The following is a 24,134-nucleotide window of genomic DNA, read 5'->3' as shown; positions in this document are numbered from 1 at the left end:
TTGATAAGATCAAATAAACAAATAAAAGGAATGATTATTACTGATCATGATTATCAGAATGTAATCAAAATTTCTACTAGTTTGGTTTTGATTAAAGAAGGCAAACGACATCATATAAATAAGAAAGAAGATCTTATTGAGAAAGGTTATTTGTCAAATACATCCTTTATTTAATTATATATTTTTAATTACCGCAATTTTATAAATTATTAAATTAAATTTTATTCTTTTATATTATTGTTTTTTAATGAGATATAAATTATTAAGTAAGATTTTTTATGCAGTTTATTTTAAAAAGAAAGAATTGATGTGTTATTAATAAAAGTGATACTAACACTTATTTTTAGGGCGTATTTTAACAGTCATTCATTGAAAAGTTATATTTATTCAAATACCTTTGTCGCGTCTAAAAAAATATATTATTTTAGAAATTTGACATGAGAAGTCAAAAATTAAAGCGATTAAGATTTTGCCCCCGATAATGAAGAAAGGCCGTTTCACAATGATGATCGGTCTTTTTTCTATTTTACGCAATTCTTAATCCCTGAAAAAATCAGAGAGAACTTTTTTCAAATCTTCCTTATTCTCAATTTGGCTCATGTGCCCGTCCTCAAAAGAAACAAGTTGCGCATTTGTATTTTTGATTTGGGATATATTTTCATCATAATTTAAAACAGGATCTTTTTTTCCCAAAACCAATAAAACAGGAAAAAGGTTTCGCTTCAAAATATTTTCCCTGTCTTTCCTGATTTTCATTCCTTCCAGTGAAGCTACAATTCCCTGCAAAGGTGTTTTTAATGCTTCTGTTTTTACTTTTTCAATTTCGTTTGCAAGACGCTCGCGATTATTCTCACTAAATAAATTTGCAATCGCCATACTAACAAAGCTGGCATAGTTTTGTTTTACCGCTTTAATAGCACGAGTTCTGTTTAGTTTTTTTTCTGCACTATCTTCTTTGGAAGTCGAATTTAGTAAAACAAGTTTTTGTAGTTTTTCGGGGTATAATTCGGCGAAAGCCAGACCAACGTAACCGCCCATTGAATGCCCAAGAATTATCGCTTTTTCAATTTTCAGATTTTCTAAAACGCTATTGACAGCTCTGGCATTTTCTTCCATTTCATGAACATAACCTAAACATTCGGATTCACCGTGGCCTAATAAATCAATGGCAATTAAGTGATAATTCTCAGAGAAAAAAGCAGCATAATCCTGCCACATTTTTTTGTTTTCCAGAAAGCCGTGAAGTAAAACAATCGCTGTTCCTTCGCCTGAATCAGTATAGGATATGGTGGTGTTTTTATATAGAACGGTTTTCAAAATGAAGTTTTATAATGTGAAAAGCAAAGATAAGAAACGATAAACCATATAAGAAATTTAAGTTTAAAATATGAGTTTTAGCTGTTATGTTGTGTTGTTTTCTTATAGCAATTGCAGTTTTGGTATAAATAAAATAGACTTCATTTTGAAATCTATTTTTAGATTAAAACCGATTATCTCCATCCAAAAGATTTCCCAATCCGCCAAGAAGACTTCCTTCATCACGACTGTTTCCCCCGGATCTTGGTGCCGATGCAATGATGCGGTCCGCGAGTCTGGAGAAAGGTAATGATTGTATGTAAACTGTTCCTGGTCCTTTTAAAGTAGCATAAAATAAGCCTTCACCTCCAAAAATAGAATTCTTAATACCACCAATAAATTCAATATCATAATCGACGTCTTTGGTAAAACCAATAATGCATCCCGTATCTACCTTCAGGATTTCACCGTGACCCAAAACTTTCTTAGCCATTGTCCCTCCCGAATGTACAAACGCCATTCCGTCCCCTTCAATTTTCTGCATGATAAAACCTTCTCCGCCAAATAAGCCGCGACCTAGTTTCTGAGAAAATTCGATCCCGACTGAAACGCCTTTGGCAGCGCATAAAAAAGAACTTTTCTGGCAGATAAATTTCCCCTGAAATTCGGTTAAATCAATCGGAAGGATTTTTCCCGGATAAGGTGATGCAAATGAAACTTTACTTTTGCTATTACCATGGTTTAAAAATGCGGTCATAAACAAGCTTTCGCCGGTAAGGACTCTTTTTCCTGCATTTAAAAGTTTGCCAAACAAACCTGATCCCTGTTGTTGTGAACCGTCGCCAAATATGGTTTCCATTTGGATGTTGTTCTCCATCATCATAAAGCTACCAGCTTCGGCAATTACAATTTCCTGTGGGTCTAACTCTATTTCAACATATTGCATTTCTTCTCCAAAAATCTGATAATCTATTTCGTGTGCCTGCATGATTTCTAAGTTATATAGTTTTAAAATAAGTCGAATGATGCGCTGTAATGTTACAACTTTTGATATTATTAAGAGATTTTTAAAAACAAAAACAGCCTTTGTTATTTTAAATTAGTCTTAATTACGCATTTAATTCGTTTAAATTCTATATTTTTGCAACGTTATAATTTTATCAGAATGGCATTAGTTAGCGATTTGACCACAAAAGTATTATTTGAAACCGAAAAAGGATATAGTTATCAGTGTGATTTGACTAATAGTATCATCATTAATTTTACTGATACAGAGTCAAGTTATAAAATTCAGGATTTTTTAATTTTCCAAAGAAAAGTCAATAGTGTCGATATTTTAGACATGCTTTATGATTTGTCTGATCATGCTGATGTACAGCTGATTGAAACTACTAAAAAAAATTTCTCCAGAAATCTTACCATCTGCGAAATAGTGCAGCTTCGTGAATTATTAAACGGGACTAAATTTACACTTAGTTTGCATTCTATGCTTTGTAGTATTGCAAATGTTGAACTAATTTAGATTCTTACTTAGATTAAATCCAAATTTTCAGTCGATTAAGGCTTTTGTTTTTATATTTTGTAAATTTACATGTATAAAAAATTAATGATTATGAAAGATTTACTAAGAACCAGTACTTCATTAACTGAAGGAATAGAAAATATATTGAACTTACAGGCAAAAATAGAAAGTGACGCTTCTAATAAATATTTAGCTATGGCTGCATGGCTGGATAGAAACGGTTTTGAAAATACAGCATCGTATTTGTACAAGCAGGCGGAAGAAGAAAGAGAGCATTTTCTGAAAATTTTCAAATTCATTACAGATATGGGAGGGATTGCTGTTACGCCATCTGTTCCGGAAGTGCAGCAGGAATTTGCTTCTTTCAGGGAAGTATTCGAAATTGCTTTACAAAATGAAATCGCCGTTACTCAGGCAATCAATAGAGTAATCGCAAAATGCAGAGCTGAAAATGATTATGCTACAGAAGATTTTATGATGTGGTATGTAGCAGAGCAAAGAGAAGAAGAGAAAAATGCAAGAAGAGCTCTAGAGCTTTTTGAGTTAATCAACGAAAACGAAGCTACAGGCAAATTTGAATTAGATCTTCAAATATCAAAAATTGCATAATAATCGATTTTATAAAAATTTAAAAGCCCTTAATACTTTTAATATTAAGGGCTTTTTTTATTTATGTATTCATCAGACTCTCAATCTCATCAACTTCAATCGGAATATTACGCATTAAGTTAAAAGGTTCTCCTTTTTCCTGAACTACAACATTATCTTCCAGACGAATTCCGAATTTCTCTGCCGGAATGTAAATTCCCGGTTCAACAGTAAAAACCATATTCGCCTTCATAGGTTCGTGTAATAATCCGTAATCGTGTGTGTCCAGTCCCATGTGGTGAGAAGTCCCGTGCATGAAATATTTTTTGTAAGCCGGCCAGTCCGGATTTTCGTTCTGAACATCAGCTTTGTCAATTAATCCTAAGCCTAATAATTCAGAAGTCATGATTTTACCCACTTCAACATGATATTGTTTCCAAAGCGTTCCCGGTGTCAGCATTTTTGTCGCTTCATTTTTCACTCTCAAAACGGCATTGTAAACCGCTTTTTGACGATCTGAAAAACGTCCCGAAACCGGAATCGTTCTGGTCATGTCGCTGGAGTAATTGGCATATTCAGCAGCAACGTCAAGCAAAATCAAATCTCCAGTTTTACATTGCTGATTGTTTTCGATATAATGCAAAACATTCGCATTATTTCCCGAAGCAATAATTGGCGTATAAGCAAAACCTTTAGAACGGTTACGAATGAATTCGTGTGCCAGTTCGGCTTCGATTTCGTATTCGGTAACATTTGGTTTTACAAATGACAACAATCTGCGGAAACCTTTCTCGGTAATATCACAGGCATGCTGAATCAAATCGATTTCTTCACTTTCTTTTACAGAACGGATTCTTTGTAAAATTGGGTTACTTTTTGCCACATTATGCGCAGGGTATTTTTCTTTCCACCATTTTACAAAACGGGCTTCGCGTGTTTCAGTTTCAACAGCAGCACGGTAATGTTCGTTAGTGTTGATGTACATCGTATCGGCATAGGTCATCATTTCGTTCAAAACTTTATGAAAATCCTGCAGCCAGTAAACCGTTCTGATTCCCGAAACCTGAAAAGCACGTTCCTTGGTCAGTTTTTCACCTTCCCAAATCGCGATATGTTCGCTGGTTTCTTTCAGAAAAAGTATTTCTTTCTGGTTTTCATAAGGTGCATCCGGGAACAAAAGCAAAATACTTTCTTCCTGATCGACACCGCTCAGATAAAAAATATCCCTGTGTTGGGCAAAAGGCAAAGTACTGTCGGCACTAATCGGGTAGATGTCGTTTGAATTGAAAACGGCAACCGAATTAGGTTTCATTTCTGCCGTAAATTTTCTGCGGTTTTTTACAAAAAGATTGCTGTTTATTTGATGATATTTCATAATAACTTGTTTTTTGAACTTCGAATTTCAAAATTACATATTTTAAGGCATCAACATAAAATTGATTTCTTAAAGTTTTATTATTTGTTTAGGAATTTTTATTCGTTTTAATTTTAACCGCAGAGTTAGCTAAGGTTTACGAAAAGCACGCAAGTTTTTTTGCTCGCAAAAGTCGCGAAGTCGCAAAGTTTTTCTCCATCTTGTCATTCTGAGGAACGAAGACATGAGCGAAAGCGAATTGGCGAAGCAATCTCCGCAAGTAACTCGACAAAGCTTAATAAGCGCAAAGTTCTGTCGTTTCGACCTTTTCGGAGAAATAACACTCGTAGCTTCACAAAGATTGGTAATTTATTTCACGCAGATTTTGCAGATTTCTCTAATCTTAGCAATTTAGAATTTTTATGTTGTGTCCCAAGGGCGGGCTTTCGGCATAAAGGATACCTCCTGTATACCTCACGCAAAACTCGGATTAACATAAAGTTGATAATGAAAATCATTTTTCAATCGAGGGAATTTGTATATTACAATTCTTAAAACGCTCTTGATATAAACAACTACAAAATAAAAGTGAAGGCAAACAAACTTATAATATTACTAATTCTATTTATTTCAATTTCTGGTTATTCTCAGATTAAGAATTTTCAAGAGGTAGAAAAATATGTCAAAGAGGTTCCGAAATCTGAAACATCAAATGTAGAATCTTTGGCTCTTTATCTTAAGAAAAACGCTAAAACAAAAACCGAAATTTCAGCAAGAATTTATTTTTGGATAATAGAAAATATAGAATACGATTGGGATACTTTTTTAAATAACAAGGACATTGATGTTTCTCCTGCTGCAACTTTAACAAACAGAAAATCTGTTTGCTCTGGATATGCAAATTTGTTTAAAGCAATTTGTGATATTGCCAAAATAAAATGTGCTGTAATTACTGGTTATGCTAAAGGATATGGGTATAAAGGCGAAAAACTAAGTGACACAAATCATGCATGGAATGCGGTAAAGCTTTATGATAAATGGGCACTTATCGACGTGACATGGGGAAGGCAAACTATTATTACTGATGAAGGAGAAGGGAAATTATGGAATGCCAGATATTTTTTAGATGATCCAAATGACTTTATTCTTGAACATTTTCCCCAAGATGAAGTATGGCAATTATTAGATAATGAAATAAGTATTGATGCTTTCTTTAGTGCTGAAATGGAAGAGAAACGAAAAATAAGATTACATCAAGATTTTAATTGATGAAATAACTCAAAGCCTGAATTTATAATCCATGTCCTCATAATATCATAAAAAAACCAAAGCTTTTTAAACTTCGGTTTTATTTGGGGTTTTAAAAATTGGAATTTTAAAATTTAATCCACCCATTTATAATAACGTGCTCCAATCAGAGTCGGAATCTCTGTTTCGATTCTGTCTAAAACCCATTCATTTTTAGGAGTTCGAACGCTTTGCTTTTGTTCTTTTTTGTGAAGGCTTTCGTAAGTTTCAAATCCAATTTCTGTACTTTCTTCCAGATTTTCAAAAAGTTGGATTTTGGCCAAAGCCGATTGCCATTCCGGTTGAATTGTTCCTTCAAAAACTTTTGATTTCGATCCGCTTCCATAAGCTAAGAAACCAAATTTAGTTCCGGAGATTTCTTTTTTTGTATCATAATAATGAGCTAAAGTCGATAATAATCCCATAAAAATAGAACCTGTATAAAGATTTCCTATTAAAGAAGAAGCTAATTCTGCAGGCTGCAATTTCTCGGTAACGAATTTTTTGTATTCATCGGATTTTCCAATCTCTTTAATTTTGTTTTGGTAATCTGCCGGTGCCATATCATCAGCAATAATTTTATCAATATGATCTAAAGCATAGATTTCAGACGACATTCTGCGTCCCTGAAAAGAATAGGGAAGATGCATGATAATGCTGTTCCAGGTATTGTATAAAGTTTCGGTTGTGTTTTTTAATTTCTTGAACGAAAAGTAAGCATTTCGCGTACGATCCATATAGCATTGATTCGAATATTGGCCATCAAAAACTGGCTGGTCTTTATGGATTTCGATTTCGGCTTCTAAATTGTCAAACCACGATTCGTTATTTGTATTTTGTGTAATGGCTTCTTTTGAAATGCTTCTGTACGGTTTAAAAAAGTCAAAAACCCCTTTTGTGCTTGTGGCCCAATTGTCATCGAAAGCAATGATTTTTGGATTTGCAGTAATCAGCATTGCAACCGCTCCGGCACCTTGTGTATATTCTCCACCAGAATTTAAATCGTATTTTGCAAAGTCACTGGTTACTACGATTGCTTTTTTCGATGGATTCAATTTTACAAAATCCAAACAGTTTTGCATGGCATCAACTCCGCCAATACAAGCAAAAGTGAAATCGACAACATCACATTCAGCCAAAGCATCTTCGCCAAATTTTTGCTCTATTAAACTAATCAAATAAGAAGCAATTGGTTTCGAACTGTCAATACTGCTTTCGGTGCCAACATAGATTCGGCTGATTTCATTTAGGTTTATATTGTTGTCAATAATAAGTTTTGTTAAAGCATTTGCTCCAAAAACTACCGCATCCTGATAAACGTCCGGAAAAGTCATTTTTAGTAATCCAAGACCTTTTTCTAATTTTTCTGGTTCGATATTCCTGGCAATTGCTAAAGTTTTTATGGGTAAATGTATCTTAGCTACATCAAAAGAAATAGCGTCAATTCCTGTTTTCATTCTCATTTTTTTTTGAAGACTGTAAAGGTAAAGTTATTAGAATGGAATGACAATTTTTGCGAGTATAAAATTCTGGTTTAAGGGGAGTTTTGGAGAAAAGTAGTCAGAAGTTGCAGTAAAATAATAATTTAGCAATGTTTTGTTATTTTTTTATGAGATTACTATTTTCTGAAATAGAGGTGGTAAATTATACATTTGAAAATTTTTATAATAATTTAATGCGTATTCTGCTTTTTTAATACGTAAAAGTACGTATATGCAACCTATTTTAAAATCATTATAAATAACAACGAAATGGTTGTAGTTGATATGTAATTGAGTTATTTTTGCTTAATTTTTTAAAACAAACTACTTAAACACTTATGGCACAATCTGCACTATTGAATGCTTCCATCTTAAAGAAAGTAGCTATGGCTCTTTCGGGAATATTCTTAATCACTTTTTTAGCGCTGCATGTTACCTTAAACTTCATTTCTGTTATTAGTGAAGACGTTTTTAACGAGGCTTCACATTTTATGGGTTACAATCCGCTAATACAATTTGTAATGCAGCCAATTTTGGCAATTGGAGTAATTTTCCATTTCATAATGGGCTTTATACTTACTGCTCAAAACAGAGCTGCTAGGCCTATTGCTTATGCGAATTATAACGGAGCTGCAAATGCATCATGGAGTTCTAGAAATATGATTATTTCTGGATTGGTTATTTTAGCATTCTTAGGACTGCATTTTTACGATTTCTGGTTTCCTGAAGTTACGTATAAATACATAGCAGGAACTGCACCAGATGCTACAAGATATTATGGTGAGTTAGTTCACAAATTTCATGACCCAATCCGTACAGGATTATACTGTGTGTCGTTTATCCTTTTAGGATTTCACTTATGGCACGGGTTCGCATCTTCTCTTCAATCTGTAGGGATGCACAACAAATATTCAAGATTTTTGGCAAAAGTGGGTTACTGGTTCGCAGTTGTTGTTCCGGCACTTTTCGTAATTATCGCCTTATTTCATCATTTCAAACAATAATTAATATCAATTATAATGGCATTAGATTCAAAAATTCCAAATGGTCCTATAGCGGACAAATGGACAAATTATAAAGATCATATTAATTTAGTAAACCCGGCTAACAAACGTAATCTTGATATTATCGTAGTTGGTACAGGTTTGGCTGGAGGTTCAGCTGCGGCTACTCTAGCAGAGTTAGGATATAACGTAAAAGCATTTTGCTTCCAGGATTCTCCACGTCGTGCGCACTCTATTGCAGCACAAGGGGGTATCAACGCGGCAAAAAACTATAAAGGTGACGGTGACTCAGTTTACAGATTATTCTACGATACTGTAAAAGGAGGTGACTACCGTGCACGTGAGGCAAACGTTCACCGTTTGGCTGAGGTTTCTGCCAATATTATTGACCAGTGTGTGGCTCAAGGTGTACCATTGGCTCGTGAATACGGTGGATTATTAGATAACCGTTCTTTTGGAGGAACATTGGTTTCGCGTACATTTTACGCACAAGGACAAACCGGGCAGCAGTTATTGTTAGGAGCTTATTCTGCAATGAACCGTCAGATTGGCCGTGGAAAAATAAAAATGTATAACCGTCATGAAATGCTGGAATTAGTAGTTATTGACGGAAAAGCGAGAGGGATTATCGCTCGTAACTTAATCACTGGAGAAATTGAAAGGCATTCTGCTCACGCGGTAGTAATTGGTTCAGGTGGATACGGAAACGTATTTTTCCTTTCTACAAATGCTATGGGAAGTAACGCAACAGCAGCGTGGAAAATTCATAAAAAAGGAGCGTTTTTCGCAAATCCTTGTTACACACAAATTCACCCAACATGTATTCCGGTTTCAGGAGATCATCAGTCTAAACTGACTTTGATGTCTGAATCGTTACGTAATGACGGTCGTATTTGGGTTCCTGCAAAATTAGAAGATGCACAAGCTATTCGTGAAGGAAAGAAAAAAGCAACTGATATTGCTGAAGCAGACAGAGATTATTTCTTGGAAAGAAGATATCCTGCTTTTGGTAACCTGGTTCCTCGTGACGTTGCATCCCGTGCGGCTAAAGAAAGATGTGATGCTGGTTTTGGCGTTAATAAAACGGGCGAAGCAGTTTATCTTGATTTTGCGGCTGCTATCGAACGTTACGGAAAAGAAGCTGCTCACGTAAAAGGACTGAATGAAAATGATAAAGCTTTAGTTACTAAATTAGGAACTGATATCGTAAAAAGTAAATACGGAAACTTATTCCAAATGTACTTGAAAATCGTTGACGAAGATCCGTATGTAACGCCAATGATGATTTACCCAGCGGTTCACTATACAATGGGAGGAACATGGGTTGATTATAACTTAATGACTACAATTCCTGGATGTTTCTCCATTGGAGAGTCTAACTTCTCTGATCACGGAGCAAACAGACTTGGAGCTTCTGCTTTAATGCAAGGTTTAGCTGATGGATATTTTGTATTGCCATACACTATTGGGGATTACTTAGCTCCGGATATTAAAATGGGACCAATTTCTACTGACTTGCCGGAATTCGTTGAAGCTGAAAAATCAGTAAAAGATTTGATCAATAATTTTATCAATAATAACGGAACTCATTCTGTAGATTATTTCCACAAAAAATTAGGTAAAATTATGTGGAACAAAGTAGGTATGGCCCGTAACGCTAAAGGTTTAGCTGAAGCTATGGAAGAAATTGCCGCTTTACGTGAAGAGTTTTATAAAGATGTTAAAGTACCTGGAAGTGCTAACGAGTTTAATCAGGAATTAGAAAAAGCAATCCGTGTTGCCGATTTCTTAGAATTAGGAGAATTGTTTGCGAAAGATGCTTTACACCGAAATGAGTCTTGTGGAGGTCACTTCCGTGAAGAATATCAGACAGAAGAAGGAGAAGCACTTCGTGATGATGAAAACTTTGCATACGTAGCAGCCTGGGAGTACAAAGGAAAACCAAGTGATGCCGTATTACACAAAGAACCTCTGGTTTACGAAAACATTAAATTAGTTCAAAGAAGTTATAAATAAAAAAGGTTAAGAGTTAAGGGTTATGAGTTTAAAGTCGTTCGAAGATTTGGAATGCTGGAAAGCAGCACGAGAATTAAGAATCTTTGTCTCTCGAAATATTCTTCCAAAATTTCCAATTGACGAAAAATATGCCTTAACAAGTCAGCTTAAACGATCTTCTAGATCTGTTAGTGATAATATTGCCGAAGGGTTTGGAAGATATCATTATCAAGAAAATATTCAATTCTGCAGAATTGCCAGAGGTTCTCTAACAGAAGCTTTAAATCAGGTAATTACAGCTTTAGATGAGAATTATATTGAAGAAGATTTGTTACAAAAATTTAGAGAAAGGTTCGAAAGAACCAAAGCAATATTAAATGGATATATAAATTATTTAGCTAGGACTAAAATGGAGTAGTAACCCTATGACGTTTAACTCTTAACTTATAACACATAACATAAATATGAAACTTACATTAAAAATATGGCGTCAAAAAAACGCACAAGATAAAGGAGGGATTGTAGAATATCCTATCGATGGAATCGAACCGGATATGTCTTTCCTTGAAATGCTTGATGTTCTTAACGAACAATTAATCAATAAAGGAGAAGAGCCTGTAGCATTTGACCACGACTGTCGTGAGGGAATCTGCGGAATGTGTTCTTTATTCATCAATGGTGAAGCTCACGGACCGGACAGAGGTGTTACGACTTGCCAGTTACATATGCGTATGTTTAAAGATGGTGATACGATTTTTATCGAACCATTCAGAGCAAAAGCGTTCCCTGTAATCAAAGATTTAGTTGTTGACAGAAGTTCTTTCGACAGAATTCAGCATGCAGGTGGATTTATCTCTGTAAATACTTCAGGAAATACAATCGATGCCAATACAATTCCAATCAACAAAAGCGATGCTGACAAATCATTCGATGCTGCAGCTTGTATTGGTTGCGGCGCATGCGTTGCAACTTGTAAAAACTCATCTGCAATGTTATTCGTAGGGGCAAAAGTTTCGCAATATGCTTTATTGCCACAAGGTAAAGTTGAGGCTACAGAACGTGTATTAAACATGGTTCATCAAATGGATTTAGAAGGTTTTGGTAACTGTACTAACACCGGAGCTTGTGAAGTAGAATGTCCTAAAGGAATTTCTCTTGAAAATATCGCACGTATGAATCGTGAGTATTTGGCAGCAAGTTTAAAAGGATAAGTTACTTTATCATAAAAACTATAAAAACGCCCCAATTGTTGGGGCTTTTTTTGTAGTATAAATAATCTTAATAATTTGTTTATATTTGGAAAAAAAATGCTTTTACAATATGATAGAAGGCATGCAAAATCAATTAAATCTATATGAAAAAAAAACTACTCCTATTATTGCTAACTTCTTTTGTATTCGCTTGTTCGAGTGATTCAGGATCAGATGATTCTCAAAACTCATCTTCTAATAAAATAAAAAAAGTTGAAGAAATTCAAAATGGCATAGTCATAAAAACAAGTGAATATGAATATAATAATTTAGGAAATATTTCTAAGCTAACTATAAAAGATCAGGATAAATTTTACCAGACAACATTTAACTATGACTCAACTAATAAAATGATTAGTTGGAATTTAAAAGAATACTATATATCCAGTCCTTCCGATGTAATAGATCAATTAAATTCGTTAGAATATACAAATGGACTGATTACGAATATGTGTATTGCCCGAACAAAAAAACAATCGGGGTATGTAACAAATTCAACCGATAGAATTAGTCAGACCTATTCAAATTCTGCTCTGACATCTATAAAACATTATGTTCAGATTACCGGAGGGGAAAAAACAGTATGTTCTGATGTTACAGATGTTGATAATGAGGAGCTTTTTGAATATTCTAATGGAAATTTAATTCGTTATGAAGCACCAGGGACCGGTTTGTTTGATTCATATTATAAGATACAATATGACGAAGGGAATAATTATTTATCAGGTATAAAACCAGATGCATTTAGGTATTGTTTGGGAAGTCAGGTGTCTGTAAATAATTTAAAAACGATAAGTGTATATGATTATTATTCTGATAAACTCACGGCAACGATTAAATTTGAAAACACTTATGATAAAAATAAAAATATTATAAAAGCTGTAGAAAAATATTATAGTGCAGGCAGCACAACGCCGTCTAATACAACAACTATGAATTACTATTATTACTAATTAAAAGTAATTACGAAAGATCAAAGCTAGACCAATAGGTTTTAAAAACGCATTCATTAATTTGGATGCGTTTTTTTATCTTTATATAAAATTGAAAAATATGAAAATAGCCCTTATGCAATCGAATCTTGTCTGGGAAAGTCCAAAGCATAACATTATTAATTTCGAAGCTAAAATAAACGAAATAAATGCTTGTGTTGATTTGATCGTGCTTCCTGAAATGTTTTCAACCGGATTTACTATGAATGCTTCTAAAATGGCTGAAGCGATGGATGGAGAAACTGTTGTTTGGATGCAGCGTTTAGCTAAAAATAAAAATTGTGCTATTGCAGGAAGTTTAATTATTTCAGAGAATAAGGAATGCTATAATCGCTTTGTTTTTACTTTTCCATCAGGTGAAATTCAATATTATGATAAAAGACATTTATTTACCCTGGCAGGAGAAGAGAAAGTATATACGGCAGGAAATAAAAAGCAAATCGTGGAGTACTTAGGCTGGAAGATCTGTCTGCAGGTTTGTTATGATTTACGTTTTCCTGTATTTGTAAGGAATGTCGAAAATTATGATTTGATTTTATATGTTGCCAACTGGCCAAAAGTCCGCATAAATGCCTGGGATATACTGCTCAAAGCCCGCGCGGTTGAAAACCTTAGTTATGCCATTGGGGTAAACAGAATAGGTTTTGATGCGAACAATCATCACTATAATGGTCATTCGCAGGTCGTTGATTTTCTTGGTAATCCAATTTTAGAGCCTCAGGAAAATGAAGGTATTTTTATAGTTGAATTAGATAAAAAAATAATGTTGGAAACCCGAAAAAAAATGAATTTCCTTAGTGATAAAGATCTGTTTGAAATACAGAGCTAAAAAGCGGTTTTCTTTTTCTTTTTTTCTGCATTTAACTTTGCCTGTTCATTCTTTTTCGCCAGTTCAGGACTGTATGGGATACTTAAATCTATAGATTCAACTTTGTCCCAGTTTGCATGCAGGTCAATTTCTTCCTGATAATAAAATACTTCTTCAGAATATCTTTTTTCTAAATAGTTTCCGGGATCGTACACTTTGTTTTTATTGTCGTCATAAATAACCCTCACAGAATATATAGCAGGTTCTAAAAGCAGAAACTCAAAATTAGTTTTGCTTTCAGAATAATCACTGGCAAGTACAACGTCTCCTTTTTTATTAGTTAATTCAACTATAATCGGGAAACGTTTTACATTTTGTAGATTCAGTGTAAGATTTCCGTACTCTTCTACTTCACGTGTGTTCAGTTTGTATGATAAAGTATCATTCGATTTTTCATAAAAATCAGTCAATGCACCAGGTAAAAACGTAAAATTATATTTTTGTGCCGGGTCTTTTTTAAAATCGATATACAGTTTTTGCTCAAATTCATCATATTCTGTTGTATAATCCACAGCTGTAGAATCTTTGTTGACTAACTTAATTTTTGACTTGTCGAAGTTGATAAGTGGAGTTGCAGTTTCAAATGTAAACCTGTCTCTGAAATGTATGATTCCGTTTTGTACTGCAGTTATATTCAGGGTGTCTTTTTTCTGGTTTTTGATTCTGAGACTAAATTTTTTATTGTAATCTTCCTTACTTACTTCCAGTGATAAAGAGTCGGCTTTTATTGGTTTATACCAAACTTGCAAAGAGTCCTTTTTTGGAAATTGTGTTATAATGGTTTCTAAAACTTGAGTATTGTTCCTGAGTACAATTTTGGGTTTTGAATCTTTATTAAAGTTTTGTTGTCCTTCATACGGAAGCAATAGTCGGTTCCCTGATGCCTGTATCGGTTTAAAAGTTTTCAAAGGAACTTGCTCTTTAAATAACTCAAGTTCGTAAACAGTATCGTTTGGAATCGTTATGGGTTGTTTGATAAATCCAATTTTATCATCTTTCGGATTAAATTTATTGTTGTTTCCTTTGTCTTTTAAAGCTACCAAAAGATATTTACCAGCCTTTAGATTTTCTAATCTAAAAACGGTTAGACTGTCTAACGTATTGGTGATGTATCGTGGATTTTCTTTATAAATGACAGAGTCCTTAAATTTATCATTGACTTCGTAAAGCATTACAGTGACAAAATTATCAGCAGTTTTATTATAAGAATCTTTAATTCTTCCGTTTAAGGCAAGAGAATCAATATAAGTACCCGTAGAGAAAACATATTTGAATTGATTATACGGATTTCCTTCATTATTATCTGCAATACTTTGTCCGAAATTAAAACTATATGTAGTGTTGGGCTGTAAGGTATCTAGAATTTTTATATTGATAAATTTGCTTGCATTGGTAGGTGTTATAATAGGCGAATTTTTCATTGGCGGAGAAATAATCAACTGTTTATTGGCGTTTTTAAGCTTTACATATTCATCAAATGTCAGTGTGATTTCGTCTGCTTTAAAATTGGTGCTGAAATTCTCAGGAGAACTCGATCTTAAAACAGGGCCAAGCGTGTCTTTTAAGCCACCAGTTATGCTGCCGCGCTTCGCGCAACTCATCATTAAAAATACCAATAAAAAAGTAAAATATTTTAAGCTGTTTTTCAACATAACGATTCGTAATTTAATTACACAAAATAACAACTATATTTGCTTTAATTGAAATTTTTTATCGTTTTATTGGGTTTTGGAATTTTGAATTAAATGGTTTTTAAATTTAATAAAAAGTTATAATTTCAAATTTACAAACGGGATATAATTTCTTACATTTGATTCCAATTTAATTTTCAGGTTTTGAAGAAGATTTTCTTTATAATATTACTTTTCTTTTTGTTTATTTCGTGTAATGATACTCCTAAACCAATTGTCTCTTTTTACTATTGGAAAACAATTTTTAAATTATCTGAAACAGAAAAAGAAGCTATTCTTGACAATAATGTCCGTAAAATTTATATCCGTTATTTCGATATCGATTTGCATCCAAAAGATACAAGTCCTATTCCTTTAATGCCAATTCGCTTTATGGAAAAAATGAATAGTTTTGAGATTGTCCCTGTGGTGTATATAAAAAATAAAGTGATGCTGAAACCGCATCTTGATGTTGAAGATTTGGCACAAAAAACGGTTAAGCTTATAAACGATATCAATTCTAAAAATAACATCAATAGTAAAGAGATTCAGGTTGACTGCGACTGGACACTCTCAAGCAAAGACAATTATTTGAAATTTATTGAGTTATTTAAAAAGCTTTCGCAAAAGAAAATCTCAGCAACAATACGATTGCATCAGATAAAGTATTACAGGAGAACCAAAATACCAAATGTAGATTCAGGTGTTTTGATGTATTACAATATGGGTACGATTGCTCCGGATTCACTAAATTCTGTTTATGATAAAAAAGTTGCAGATCGTTATCTGAAAAGTTTGAAAAAATATCCGTTGCATCTTGATTTTGCCCTGCCGGTTTATTCCTGGGCAGTTCATATTAGAAATCAAAAAGTAACAGGATTACGTTCAAAGCTTAATGTAAACGAACTTAAAAAGGATAAAAATTTTGAACAGAGAAGTGCTGTTTTTTTTAAAGTGAAACACGCTAATTATAAAAACGGCATATTTTATGAAGAAAATGATGTATTAAAAATAGAGGCTATTTCATCAGAAGATTTAATTGAAATGGCGGAAAATCTGAATGACAATAGCCCTCAAAAACCAAACGAAATTATTTTTTACGACTTAGACGAATTCAATTTAAAAAACTATGAAAAGAATATTTTTAAGCAAGTTGTTTCTTGTTTCTAGCGCTTCCTTATTATTTGTATATGGAATTATTTATGCCTGTGCTGGCGGAGATGACTGGGATTTTTTTGGTTACAATTCAAACTTTACGCCGGAGACTTTTGCAGATAAATCCTATTCACCACTTTTTTTAGCGGGAGATGTTTTTTACGGTATCGGATTTGACACTGAACATAATTCACGCTTCAATGAAAACATAAAATCGGATTGGGTTACCTATCTCAAAGGGAGTGTAGATGCAGCAACTGTGAATTATTTTTTAATTGGAGATGATAAGCCGCGTTATTATTCAGATGAAAAGAGTACAATAAAAAACAAAGAAGAAGTTACCCAACTTCATGTATATTATAAGAATAAAAAAGAGAATACTGCTTCAGTAAAATGGGGTAAAAAAATCAGCCTTAAAGACAGTAAGGTAAAAAACTTTATTGAGTTTTTGTATTTGGCACAAAAAATTGAAACCGTATCAATTGGGGGAGATTATTGGAGTTATGATCCGGTTGTGGCCAAAACTTTTGATGACCTGAAAATGATTCAGTCTATAGAAAATGTTTACAATACGACTTCAGATCCATTTTTGAAAAACAGATATTGGTTCCTGACTATGAAAGCCCGTTTTTACAGCTCTGATAAGAAAGCGGCGATTGATTTTTTTAATAAGACAGAAAATTCAGTTCCTAAAAATACGCTGTATTATCGTGCCCTCTCTTATGTGGCAGGAATTCATTACAAGCAGAAAAAATATGCGCTTTCTAATTATTTGTATGCTCAGGTTTTTGATAAATGCCCTGAACTAAGAATAGTAACTGCGTATAGTTTTCACCCAAAAAACGATGCCGACTGGACCAAATCATTGGCAATGGCAAAAAACAATAAAGAGAAAGCTGCTCTTTGGGCAATACACGGTTATTACAAAGATGAAAAACAAGCCATTGAAAAAATATACGAACTGGATACTAAAAGTGAGCACCTGAATTATCTGGCAACGAGATTAGTAAACAAGCAGGAACAGGCAATCAATAATTCTTTTCAGCAGAATGCCGGGGAAAATGTGCCAATGAAAAACCAGACTGTGGCAGAAAATAAAACAGAAAATCAGTCAAAAATAGATAAAGCGGGTTTTGATTTAGTCGGAAAAATAGCTGCAGCAGGAAATACAGACAGACCTTATTTGTGGGATTTATCCCTGGGATATCTGCAGACTTTAAAAGGAGATTATGCAAATGCGGATAAAAGTTATGACAAGGCAGTAAAAACACTTCCGAAAACAGAATTGGCAGGAATGCAATTGCGTTTGCTTCGTTTTGTAAATAATCTGAGCAAAATAGATAAGCTTACTGATAAAAACGAAAAAACAATTTTAGCTGATTTGAATTGGCTTTACAATGAACTTCCGAAGACTTATAAAGGACAGGAGTTTCGTTATCAAAATGCCGCTTCATGGAGCAGAAGTTATTTGTCAGCACTTTACAAAGGCAAAGCTGACCCTGTCATGGCTGAAATATTTGGTGAATCACGTTACAGCTATTGGAACGATGGAAACTCTTTTTATGATAACGAAAAAAATCTGCTTGATATAAAAGCATTTTTGTCTAAATCGAATAAAACCGAAATTGAGAAAATTGGCGCAGGAATCTATAGTTTAAAACTAAAAGATATCAATAATTTTCAGGCTGTTCAGGCAACCTTTAAAAATAAGATTTCAGAAGCAATAGGATTTATGCAGCAGGCAGATTCTGTTCAGTATCAAACCTTTTTAGGTAATCCGTTCAACGGAAATATTAAAGATTGCCACGACTGCGATCACGTTGCTTATCAAAAAAAGAAATACAGTTACCTCGATTTTTTAAATACGATAAAAACGATGCAGGAAAAACTGGCTCAAAAAGAGGATGTTTACACTAATAGCTTATTGCTTGGAAATGCATTTTACAATATTTCACATTTTGGCAATGGAAGAACTTTTTATGAAATAACGATAGTAGGTTATGGATCAAGTCCATATTCTTTCAGAGATTCGATGAAAGAAATGATAACCAATTGTGATGTGTCAAAAATGTATTACCAAAAAGCATTTGAAGCGGCAGCTACCAAAGAGCAGAAAGCAAAATGTATTTATTTAATGTCGAAGTGTGAGCGCAATCAATATTACAATAATAAATATAACAAGGTAAACAGCTGGTGGGAAATTCAGGACGATAAAATTAATTTTATTGCCTGGAATGGATTTAAAATATTGAAAAAAGAGTATTCGGATACAAAATATTACCAGGATGTAATTGCAGAATGCGGTTATTTCAATACTTATGTCAATCAATAGATTTTTATCTTTAATTTATAAAGGTTATGGTAAATAAAATTGAACACATAGGAATTGCAGTAAAGAATATCGATGATGCCAATGTTTTATTTGAAAAACTATTAGGTGTTCCGTCGTATAAAACCGAAACGGTAGAAACAGAAAATGTAGTAACTTCCTTTTTTCAGACAGGAACCAATAAAATTGAACTTTTAATGGCAACAAATCCTGAGAGTCCAATTGCAAAGTTTCTGGACAAAAAAGGAGAAGGAATCCACCATATCGCTTTAGATGTTGAGGATATAGAAGCAGAAGTTGCCCGATTAAAAAAGGAAGGTTTTGTTCTGATAAATGAGCACCCAAAACCTGGAGCCGACAATAAAATGGTTGTTTTTTTACATCCCAAAACTACAAATGGTGTTTTAATTGAGCTTTGTCAGGAAATCAGGTAGTTTGTAGTGTTTTAATAATTGCTTGATAATCAATTTGGTTTTAAATAAGATTTGTTAATATTGAAATTAAGTAGAAATGAGAGTGTAAAATATTTGGAACGAATAAAAAATAGTAGTAATATTGCAAACTCTTAACCGGTCCTATAGCTCAGCTGGTTAGAGCACCTGACTCATAATCAGGTGGTCCCTGGTTCGAGCCCAGGTGGGACCACAATTTAAAAAGCTTCATAATTTTTTTATGAAGCTTTTTTTGTATCATAGCTTTTTTGAATAAAAAAGCAATATATTTGTAGCGGACTTTATAAAGAACCACGCTTTAAAGGTCTGCAAATCAGATTTAAGGGAAACTAAGATTTTAAACTATTTCGTTTTTTATGAAAGTAATAAATAAAATTACTACTGTTATTTTTGTGTTGTTTGGCGCTTTGGGAGCTTTTGCACAGCCTCCTTCGCCTGATGGTCCTGAGCCGCCTCCTTCGCCAATCGATGGTGTTGGTCTTTTGATGTTGGCCTTTGCTGCAATTTCATTAGGGATATATGTAATTTATAAACATAAATTAAAAACAAAAGCTTCAGTGTAAAACTGAAGCTTTTGTTTTGTAAGGAAGTTTATAGTTTTATTGGTTGATGGAATAAAGTCTTGCAATGTACTTTCCAACTACATCGAATTCTAAATTAACCTTCGTTCCAACTTGGAAATTTTTGAAATTGGTATTTTCAAAAGTATAAGGTATTATTGAAACGCTGAATTCGTTTGTTCTAGAATTTACTACTGTTAGGCTGACCCCGTTTACCGTTATTGAACCTTTTTCAATTGTAATATTATTTAGGTTTTTATCGTATTCAAAAGTGTAATTCCAGCTTCCGTTAGCTTCTTCAATTTTTACGCAGGTTCCGGTTTGGTCTACATGACCTTGTACAATATGTCCGTCAAGGCGGTCACCAAGTTTCATTCCTCTTTCTAAATTAACGATATCACCGACTTTCCAGTCTCCAATGTTGGTTTTTAAAATGGTTTCCTCAATTGCTGTTACGGTATAGAAAGAATTTTTTATGGCTACAACTGTCAGACATATTCCGTTATGGGATACGCTCTGGTCAATTTTTAATTCATTTGTAATAGATGAATCGACCGTTATATGAAGGTTGTTTTGGTCTTTTTTTATTTCTTGAATCCTTCCTAAGGTTTCTATGATTCCTGTGAACATTGTGGGTTTTATTTACTAAATTTGCACATCAAAATTAGTAATAAATAATTGGAGGTCATGAATAAAAAAGCAGAAAATATAATTGTTGGAATTTCGATTGGAGATTTAAACGGTATTGGAAGCGAAGTTATATTGAAAACATTCGAAGATTCCCGCATGTTGGAACTATGTACACCGGTTATTTTTGCAAATGCCAAGATACTTTCTTTCGTTAAAAAAAGCTTTACATCAACAGTTCAGTTTCATGGAGTTGACAAGTTAGATCAGATTATCCCTGGTAAACTTAATGTTTTTAATCTTTGGAGAGAAAGTGTTGAAATAAATTTAGGCACAAATGATGAGAAAATAGGAGAGTATGCTATAAAATCTTTTGTGGCTGCTACTAAGGCACTGAAAGAGGGAGAGATTGATGTTTTGGTGACTGCTCCTATAAATAAGTACAATATCCAGTCAGAAGATTTTAAATTTCCGGGTCATACAGATTATCTGGATCAGGAATTAGAAGGAAATGCATTAATGATGATGGTTCATGATGACTTAAGAGTTGGTCTGCTGACAGATCATGTTCCTTTAAATGAAGTTTCTTCTCATTTGACAGAAGAATTAATTACAAGAAAAATCGAAACTATACGAAAATCGTTAATTCAGGATTTTAGTATTGTAAAACCGAAAATTGCTGTTTTGAGTTTAAATCCACACGCAGGTGATGGAGGCGTAATAGGAAAAGAGGATGATTTAGTTTTAAAACCTGTATTAAAGAAAATCTTTGATGCAGGAACTATGGTTTTTGGCCCTTTTCCTGCAGATGGTTTTTTTGGAAGCGGCCAGCATGAAAAATATGATGCGGTTGTAGCAACATATCACGATCAGGGATTGATTCCTTTTAAAACATTATCATTTGGAAAAGGAGTTAATTATTCTGCAGGACTTAATAGGGTAAGGACATCGCCGGATCATGGTACTGCTTATGATATTGCAGGAAAAGATATGGCAGATTATAATTCATTTAAAGAGGCTGTTTATCTTGCAATTGATGTTTTTCGTTCACGTAATCAGTATGAGGAGATTACAGCAAAACCTCTTAAAATAAAAGAAAAACAGTTATAAACAAAAAAAGGTGAATAAGATTATTAGTTTTATAATAATTTTATATCTTTGCACCCCAATTCAGGTGTCTGGGTTTTAGATCCTAATTGTACAAATTGATGTTGAAATGAGCAAAACAAAAGAATTTTTAATTCCTTTCGTGGGATTAAAGCTAGGCAAACACCATTTTGAATATCAAATAAATAAGAAGTTCTTTGAGGACTTTGATTATGATGAGTTTCAAAATTCGGATATCAAAGTCACTTTAGTTTTAGATAAGAAAAGCAATATGCTGGAACTGGATTTTAAGCATAAAGGAACAGTAAATGTGCCTTGTGACCTGACCAGTGAAGATTTTGATTTGTCTGTAAAAGGAAAGATGAAGCTCATCGTTCGTTTCGGGGAAGAATTCAACAATGATAATGAAGAGTTATTGATTCTGCCTCATGGTGAATTTGAAATAGATGTGGCACAATACATTTATGAAATGATTGCATTGTCAATTCCGCAAAAGAGAATTCATCCGGGTGTAAAAGACGGAACTTTGCAGACAGAAGCCCTGACAAAACTAAACGAGTTAAAAGTTAAGGAACAAAAGGAAGAGAGTAAACAAGAAGAAGATATTGACCCGCGTTGGGAAAAATTAAAAAAACTATTAACGGATAAATAATATAGTAAAATGGCACATCCTAAGAGAAAAACCTCGAAAACAAGAAGAGATAAGAGAAGAACACATTATAAAGCTACTGTAGCTCAAATCGCTACATGTCCTATCACAGGTGAGGCACATTTATACCACAGAGCTTACTGGCATGAAGGTAAAATGTATTACAGAGGGCAAGTTGTTATCGATAAATCTGAAGCGGTTGCTTAATACGTTTTTGTAAATGATATTAGAACTCTCACTATGTGAGAGTTTTTTTTGTTGGATACAACTTTCTTTTTTAAAGAAATTTACGACAATACGTTTAGATTTTTTTTTGTAATTTTCAAGTCTTTTAAAAATTTTTCAGATACCCAGTATTTGAGAGGAAATAATAGAATATAATGAATACAATCACAGCCGCAATTACCGCTGTTGGAGGATACGTTCCTGACTTTGTACTTTCTAACAAAGTACTAGAAACAATGGTTGATACCAATGATGAATGGATCACAACCCGTACGGGAATAAAAGAAAGAAGAATACTTAAAGATGCTGATAAGGGAACTTCCTATCTTGCTATAAAAGCAGCACAGGATTTAATAGCAAAAGCCAATATTGATCCGTTGGAAATTGATATGGTAATAATGGCAACAGCTACACCGGATATGATGGTGGCTGCTACAGGCGTATATGTTGCCACAGAAATCGGTGCAACTAATGCATTTGCTTACGATTTACAAGCGGCTTGTTCCAGTTTTTTATATGGAATGTCTACTGCAGCGGCTTATGTGCAGTCAGGACGTTATAAAAAAGTACTGTTAATTGGGGCAGATAAAATGTCATCAATTGTAGATTATACAGACAGATCTACCTGTATTATTTTTGGGGATGGAGCCGGAGCGGTTTTATTCGAGCCAAATTATGAAGGTCTTGGATTACAAGATGAATACTTGCGAAGTGATGGTGTTGGACGCGATTTTCTTAAAATTCCTGCAGGAGGGTCTTTGATTCCTGCTTCTGAAGAGACCATAAAAAACAGACAACACAATATCATGCAGGATGGTAAAACAGTATTTAAATATGCTGTTACCAATATGGCTGATGCCAGTGAATTAATTTTACAAAGAAACAAGCTGACAAAAGAAGATGTGAACTGGTTAGTACCACATCAGGCAAACAGACGTATTATTGATGCTACTGCCGGCAGATTAGACCTTGAAGATTCTAAAGTACTTGTAAATATCGAAAGATATGGTAATACCACTTCCGGAACATTGCCATTAGTACTGGCTGACTTTGAGAATAAGTTTAAAAAAGGAGATAATGTTATTTTTGCCGCTTTTGGTGGTGGATTCACCTGGGGATCTATTTACTTGAAATGGGCTTACGATATGAAATAAATTAAAACTAAAAACGAATCATTATGGATTTAAAAGAAATTCAAAACCTAATCAAATTTGTAGCAAATTCGGGAGTTGCAGAGGTGAAGTTAGAAATGGATGATGTAAAAATCACTATCAGAACAACTTTAGAAACAAATGTAACTGAAGCTACTTATGTACAGCAATTACCAGCTCAGGCTGCATTGCCGCAAGCAGTTGCTCCGCAGCAAACTGCACCGGTAGTTGTAAACGTAAATAGTGAAGCGGCTGCTCCTGCTGAAAATTCTAAATTCATTACCATAAAATCTCCAATTATTGGGACATTTTACAGAAAGCCATCTCCGGATAAACCAGTTTTCACTGAAGTAGGAAGTACTATCGCTAAAGGTGATGTTCTTTGTGTAATTGAAGCAATGAAATTATTCAACGAAATTGAATCTGAAGTTTCAGGTAAAATTGTAAAAATTCTTGTTGACGATATGTCTCCTGTAGAATTTGACCAGCCTTTGTTCTTAGTTGATCCATCTTAATTTTAGATGGTTAGATCGTTAGATTTTAGACTTTTTTTAAAAGTGCTTGAAATCTAA

Annotated in this window: 24 protein-coding genes and 1 tRNA gene; 19 read left to right on the top strand and 6 right to left on the bottom strand. The window is 33.7% G+C overall.

What is annotated here, in order from left to right:
• Window positions 1-537 precede the first annotated feature (537 nt).
• Both K8B81_RS14185 and K8B81_RS14180 read right to left on the bottom strand, forming a co-directional pair.
• A complete protein-coding gene (locus K8B81_RS14185) occupies window positions 538-1,317 on the bottom strand; it encodes an alpha/beta fold hydrolase (RefSeq protein WP_223682236.1) in 780 nt (259 codons plus the stop codon).
• 163 nt (window positions 1,318-1,480) lie between these two features.
• Window positions 1,481-2,284, bottom strand: coding sequence for a TIGR00266 family protein (locus K8B81_RS14180; RefSeq protein WP_223682235.1), 804 nt, complete (start codon window positions 2,282-2,284; stop codon window positions 1,481-1,483).
• Window positions 2,285-2,461: 177 nt separating this feature from the next.
• Between K8B81_RS14180 and K8B81_RS14175 the strand changes: the two genes are divergently transcribed.
• Window positions 2,462-2,818: a hypothetical protein gene (locus K8B81_RS14175; protein WP_223682234.1), complete on the top strand. Its 357-nt coding sequence runs from the start codon at window positions 2,462-2,464 to the stop codon at window positions 2,816-2,818.
• 90 nt (window positions 2,819-2,908) lie between these two features.
• A complete protein-coding gene (locus tag K8B81_RS14170; protein ID WP_223682233.1) occupies window positions 2,909-3,427 on the top strand; it encodes a ferritin in 519 nt (172 codons plus the stop codon).
• 61 nt (window positions 3,428-3,488) lie between these two features.
• On the opposite strand, the gene K8B81_RS14165 is transcribed toward K8B81_RS14170, so the two are convergent.
• Window positions 3,489-4,781 carry an aminopeptidase P family protein gene (locus K8B81_RS14165; protein WP_223682232.1) on the bottom strand — a complete coding sequence of 431 codons (1,293 nt, stop codon included), beginning with the start codon at window positions 4,779-4,781 and terminating at the stop codon, window positions 3,489-3,491.
• A 567-nt stretch (window positions 4,782-5,348) separates the two neighbouring features.
• Between K8B81_RS14165 and K8B81_RS14160 the strand changes: the two genes are divergently transcribed.
• Window positions 5,349-6,029, top strand: coding sequence for a transglutaminase domain-containing protein (locus K8B81_RS14160; protein ID WP_223682231.1), 681 nt, complete (start codon window positions 5,349-5,351; stop codon window positions 6,027-6,029).
• Between the two features lie 113 nt (window positions 6,030-6,142).
• Here K8B81_RS14160 and K8B81_RS14155 read toward each other — a convergent pair whose 3' ends face one another.
• Window positions 6,143-7,504: a hydroxymethylglutaryl-CoA synthase family protein gene (locus tag K8B81_RS14155; RefSeq protein WP_223682230.1), complete on the bottom strand. Its 1,362-nt coding sequence runs from the start codon at window positions 7,502-7,504 to the stop codon at window positions 6,143-6,145.
• A gap of 362 nt (window positions 7,505-7,866) precedes the next feature.
• Here K8B81_RS14155 and K8B81_RS14150 point away from each other — a divergent pair, with 362 nt between their 5' ends.
• The 6 genes from K8B81_RS14150 to K8B81_RS14125 all read left to right on the top strand — a co-directional run bounded on the left by K8B81_RS14150 (window position 7,867) and on the right by K8B81_RS14125 (window position 13,598).
• Window positions 7,867-8,532 (top strand): succinate dehydrogenase cytochrome b subunit, encoded by a 666-nt coding sequence (locus tag K8B81_RS14150; RefSeq protein WP_223682229.1) that lies wholly within the window; start codon window positions 7,867-7,869, stop codon window positions 8,530-8,532.
• Window positions 8,533-8,547: 15 nt separating this feature from the next.
• A complete protein-coding gene (locus tag K8B81_RS14145) occupies window positions 8,548-10,548 on the top strand; it encodes a fumarate reductase/succinate dehydrogenase flavoprotein subunit (protein ID WP_223682228.1) in 2,001 nt (666 codons plus the stop codon).
• 22 nt (window positions 10,549-10,570) lie between these two features.
• Entirely contained in the window at window positions 10,571-10,945 is a 375-nt protein-coding gene (locus K8B81_RS14140) for a four helix bundle protein (RefSeq protein WP_223682227.1), read from the top strand.
• 46 nt (window positions 10,946-10,991) lie between these two features.
• Window positions 10,992-11,738, top strand: a complete 747-nt coding sequence (locus K8B81_RS14135; protein ID WP_223682226.1) for a succinate dehydrogenase/fumarate reductase iron-sulfur subunit — start codon at window positions 10,992-10,994, stop codon at window positions 11,736-11,738.
• 167 nt (window positions 11,739-11,905) lie between these two features.
• Complete coding sequence (locus tag K8B81_RS14130; RefSeq protein WP_223682225.1) at window positions 11,906-12,730, top strand: hypothetical protein; 825 nt, start codon at window positions 11,906-11,908, stop codon at window positions 12,728-12,730.
• A 100-nt stretch (window positions 12,731-12,830) separates the two neighbouring features.
• Window positions 12,831-13,598, top strand: a complete 768-nt coding sequence (locus K8B81_RS14125) for an amidohydrolase (RefSeq protein WP_223682224.1) — start codon at window positions 12,831-12,833, stop codon at window positions 13,596-13,598.
• Here the strand turns inward: K8B81_RS14125 and K8B81_RS14120 are convergent.
• A complete protein-coding gene (locus tag K8B81_RS14120; protein ID WP_223682223.1) occupies window positions 13,595-15,289 on the bottom strand; it encodes an Ig-like domain-containing protein in 1,695 nt (564 codons plus the stop codon). The genes K8B81_RS14125 and K8B81_RS14120 overlap by 4 nt on opposite strands.
• A 183-nt stretch (window positions 15,290-15,472) precedes the next feature.
• On the opposite strand from K8B81_RS14120, the gene K8B81_RS14115 reads away from it, so the two are divergent.
• The 5 genes from K8B81_RS14115 to K8B81_RS14095 all read left to right on the top strand — a co-directional run bounded on the left by K8B81_RS14115 (window position 15,473) and on the right by K8B81_RS14095 (window position 19,806).
• Window positions 15,473-16,477 (top strand): hypothetical protein, encoded by a 1,005-nt coding sequence (locus K8B81_RS14115; protein ID WP_223682222.1) that lies wholly within the window; start codon window positions 15,473-15,475, stop codon window positions 16,475-16,477.
• Window positions 16,437-18,794: a hypothetical protein gene (locus K8B81_RS14110; protein WP_223682221.1), complete on the top strand. Its 2,358-nt coding sequence runs from the start codon at window positions 16,437-16,439 to the stop codon at window positions 18,792-18,794. Before K8B81_RS14115 ends, K8B81_RS14110 begins: the two co-directional genes overlap by 41 nt.
• A gap of 26 nt (window positions 18,795-18,820) precedes the next feature.
• The gene (mce, locus tag K8B81_RS14105; RefSeq protein WP_223682220.1) at window positions 18,821-19,225 is read left to right on the top strand and encodes a methylmalonyl-CoA epimerase; all 405 of its coding nucleotides are present in this window, start codon (window positions 18,821-18,823) and stop codon (window positions 19,223-19,225) included.
• Between the two features lie 137 nt (window positions 19,226-19,362).
• Window positions 19,363-19,436 (top strand) — tRNA-Ile (locus tag K8B81_RS14100).
• 163 nt (window positions 19,437-19,599) lie between these two features.
• On the top strand, window positions 19,600-19,806 hold the full coding sequence (locus tag K8B81_RS14095; protein ID WP_223682219.1) for a hypothetical protein: 207 nt from the start codon (window positions 19,600-19,602) through the stop codon (window positions 19,804-19,806).
• 36 nt (window positions 19,807-19,842) lie between these two features.
• Here K8B81_RS14095 and K8B81_RS14090 read toward each other — a convergent pair whose 3' ends face one another.
• Window positions 19,843-20,433 (bottom strand): riboflavin synthase, encoded by a 591-nt coding sequence (locus K8B81_RS14090; RefSeq protein WP_223682218.1) that lies wholly within the window; start codon window positions 20,431-20,433, stop codon window positions 19,843-19,845.
• A 57-nt stretch (window positions 20,434-20,490) separates the two neighbouring features.
• Here K8B81_RS14090 and pdxA point away from each other — a divergent pair, with 57 nt between their 5' ends.
• From pdxA to accB, 5 genes are all read left to right on the top strand, one after another.
• Window positions 20,491-21,540 carry a 4-hydroxythreonine-4-phosphate dehydrogenase PdxA gene (pdxA, locus tag K8B81_RS14085; RefSeq protein WP_223682217.1) on the top strand — a complete coding sequence of 350 codons (1,050 nt, stop codon included), beginning with the start codon at window positions 20,491-20,493 and terminating at the stop codon, window positions 21,538-21,540.
• Window positions 21,541-21,646: 106 nt separating this feature from the next.
• Entirely contained in the window at window positions 21,647-22,189 is a 543-nt protein-coding gene (locus K8B81_RS14080) for a YceD family protein (protein ID WP_223682216.1), read from the top strand.
• Between the two features lie 9 nt (window positions 22,190-22,198).
• Window positions 22,199-22,393 (top strand): 50S ribosomal protein L32, encoded by a 195-nt coding sequence (gene rpmF, locus K8B81_RS14075; protein ID WP_008465217.1) that lies wholly within the window; start codon window positions 22,199-22,201, stop codon window positions 22,391-22,393.
• Between the two features lie 173 nt (window positions 22,394-22,566).
• Window positions 22,567-23,565: a beta-ketoacyl-ACP synthase III gene (locus K8B81_RS14070; protein WP_223682215.1), complete on the top strand. Its 999-nt coding sequence runs from the start codon at window positions 22,567-22,569 to the stop codon at window positions 23,563-23,565.
• A 23-nt stretch (window positions 23,566-23,588) separates the two neighbouring features.
• Window positions 23,589-24,077: an acetyl-CoA carboxylase biotin carboxyl carrier protein gene (gene accB, locus K8B81_RS14065; RefSeq protein ID WP_110307307.1), complete on the top strand. Its 489-nt coding sequence runs from the start codon at window positions 23,589-23,591 to the stop codon at window positions 24,075-24,077.
• Window positions 24,078-24,134: the final 57 nt, after the last annotated feature.

This window comes from Flavobacterium hibisci (genome assembly GCF_020026925.1).
Classification (GTDB): domain Bacteria; phylum Bacteroidota; class Bacteroidia; order Flavobacteriales; family Flavobacteriaceae; genus Flavobacterium; species Flavobacterium hibisci.
Note: the sequence above shows the minus strand (reverse complement) of the source record. Positions and strands in the feature narration are given on the sequence as shown.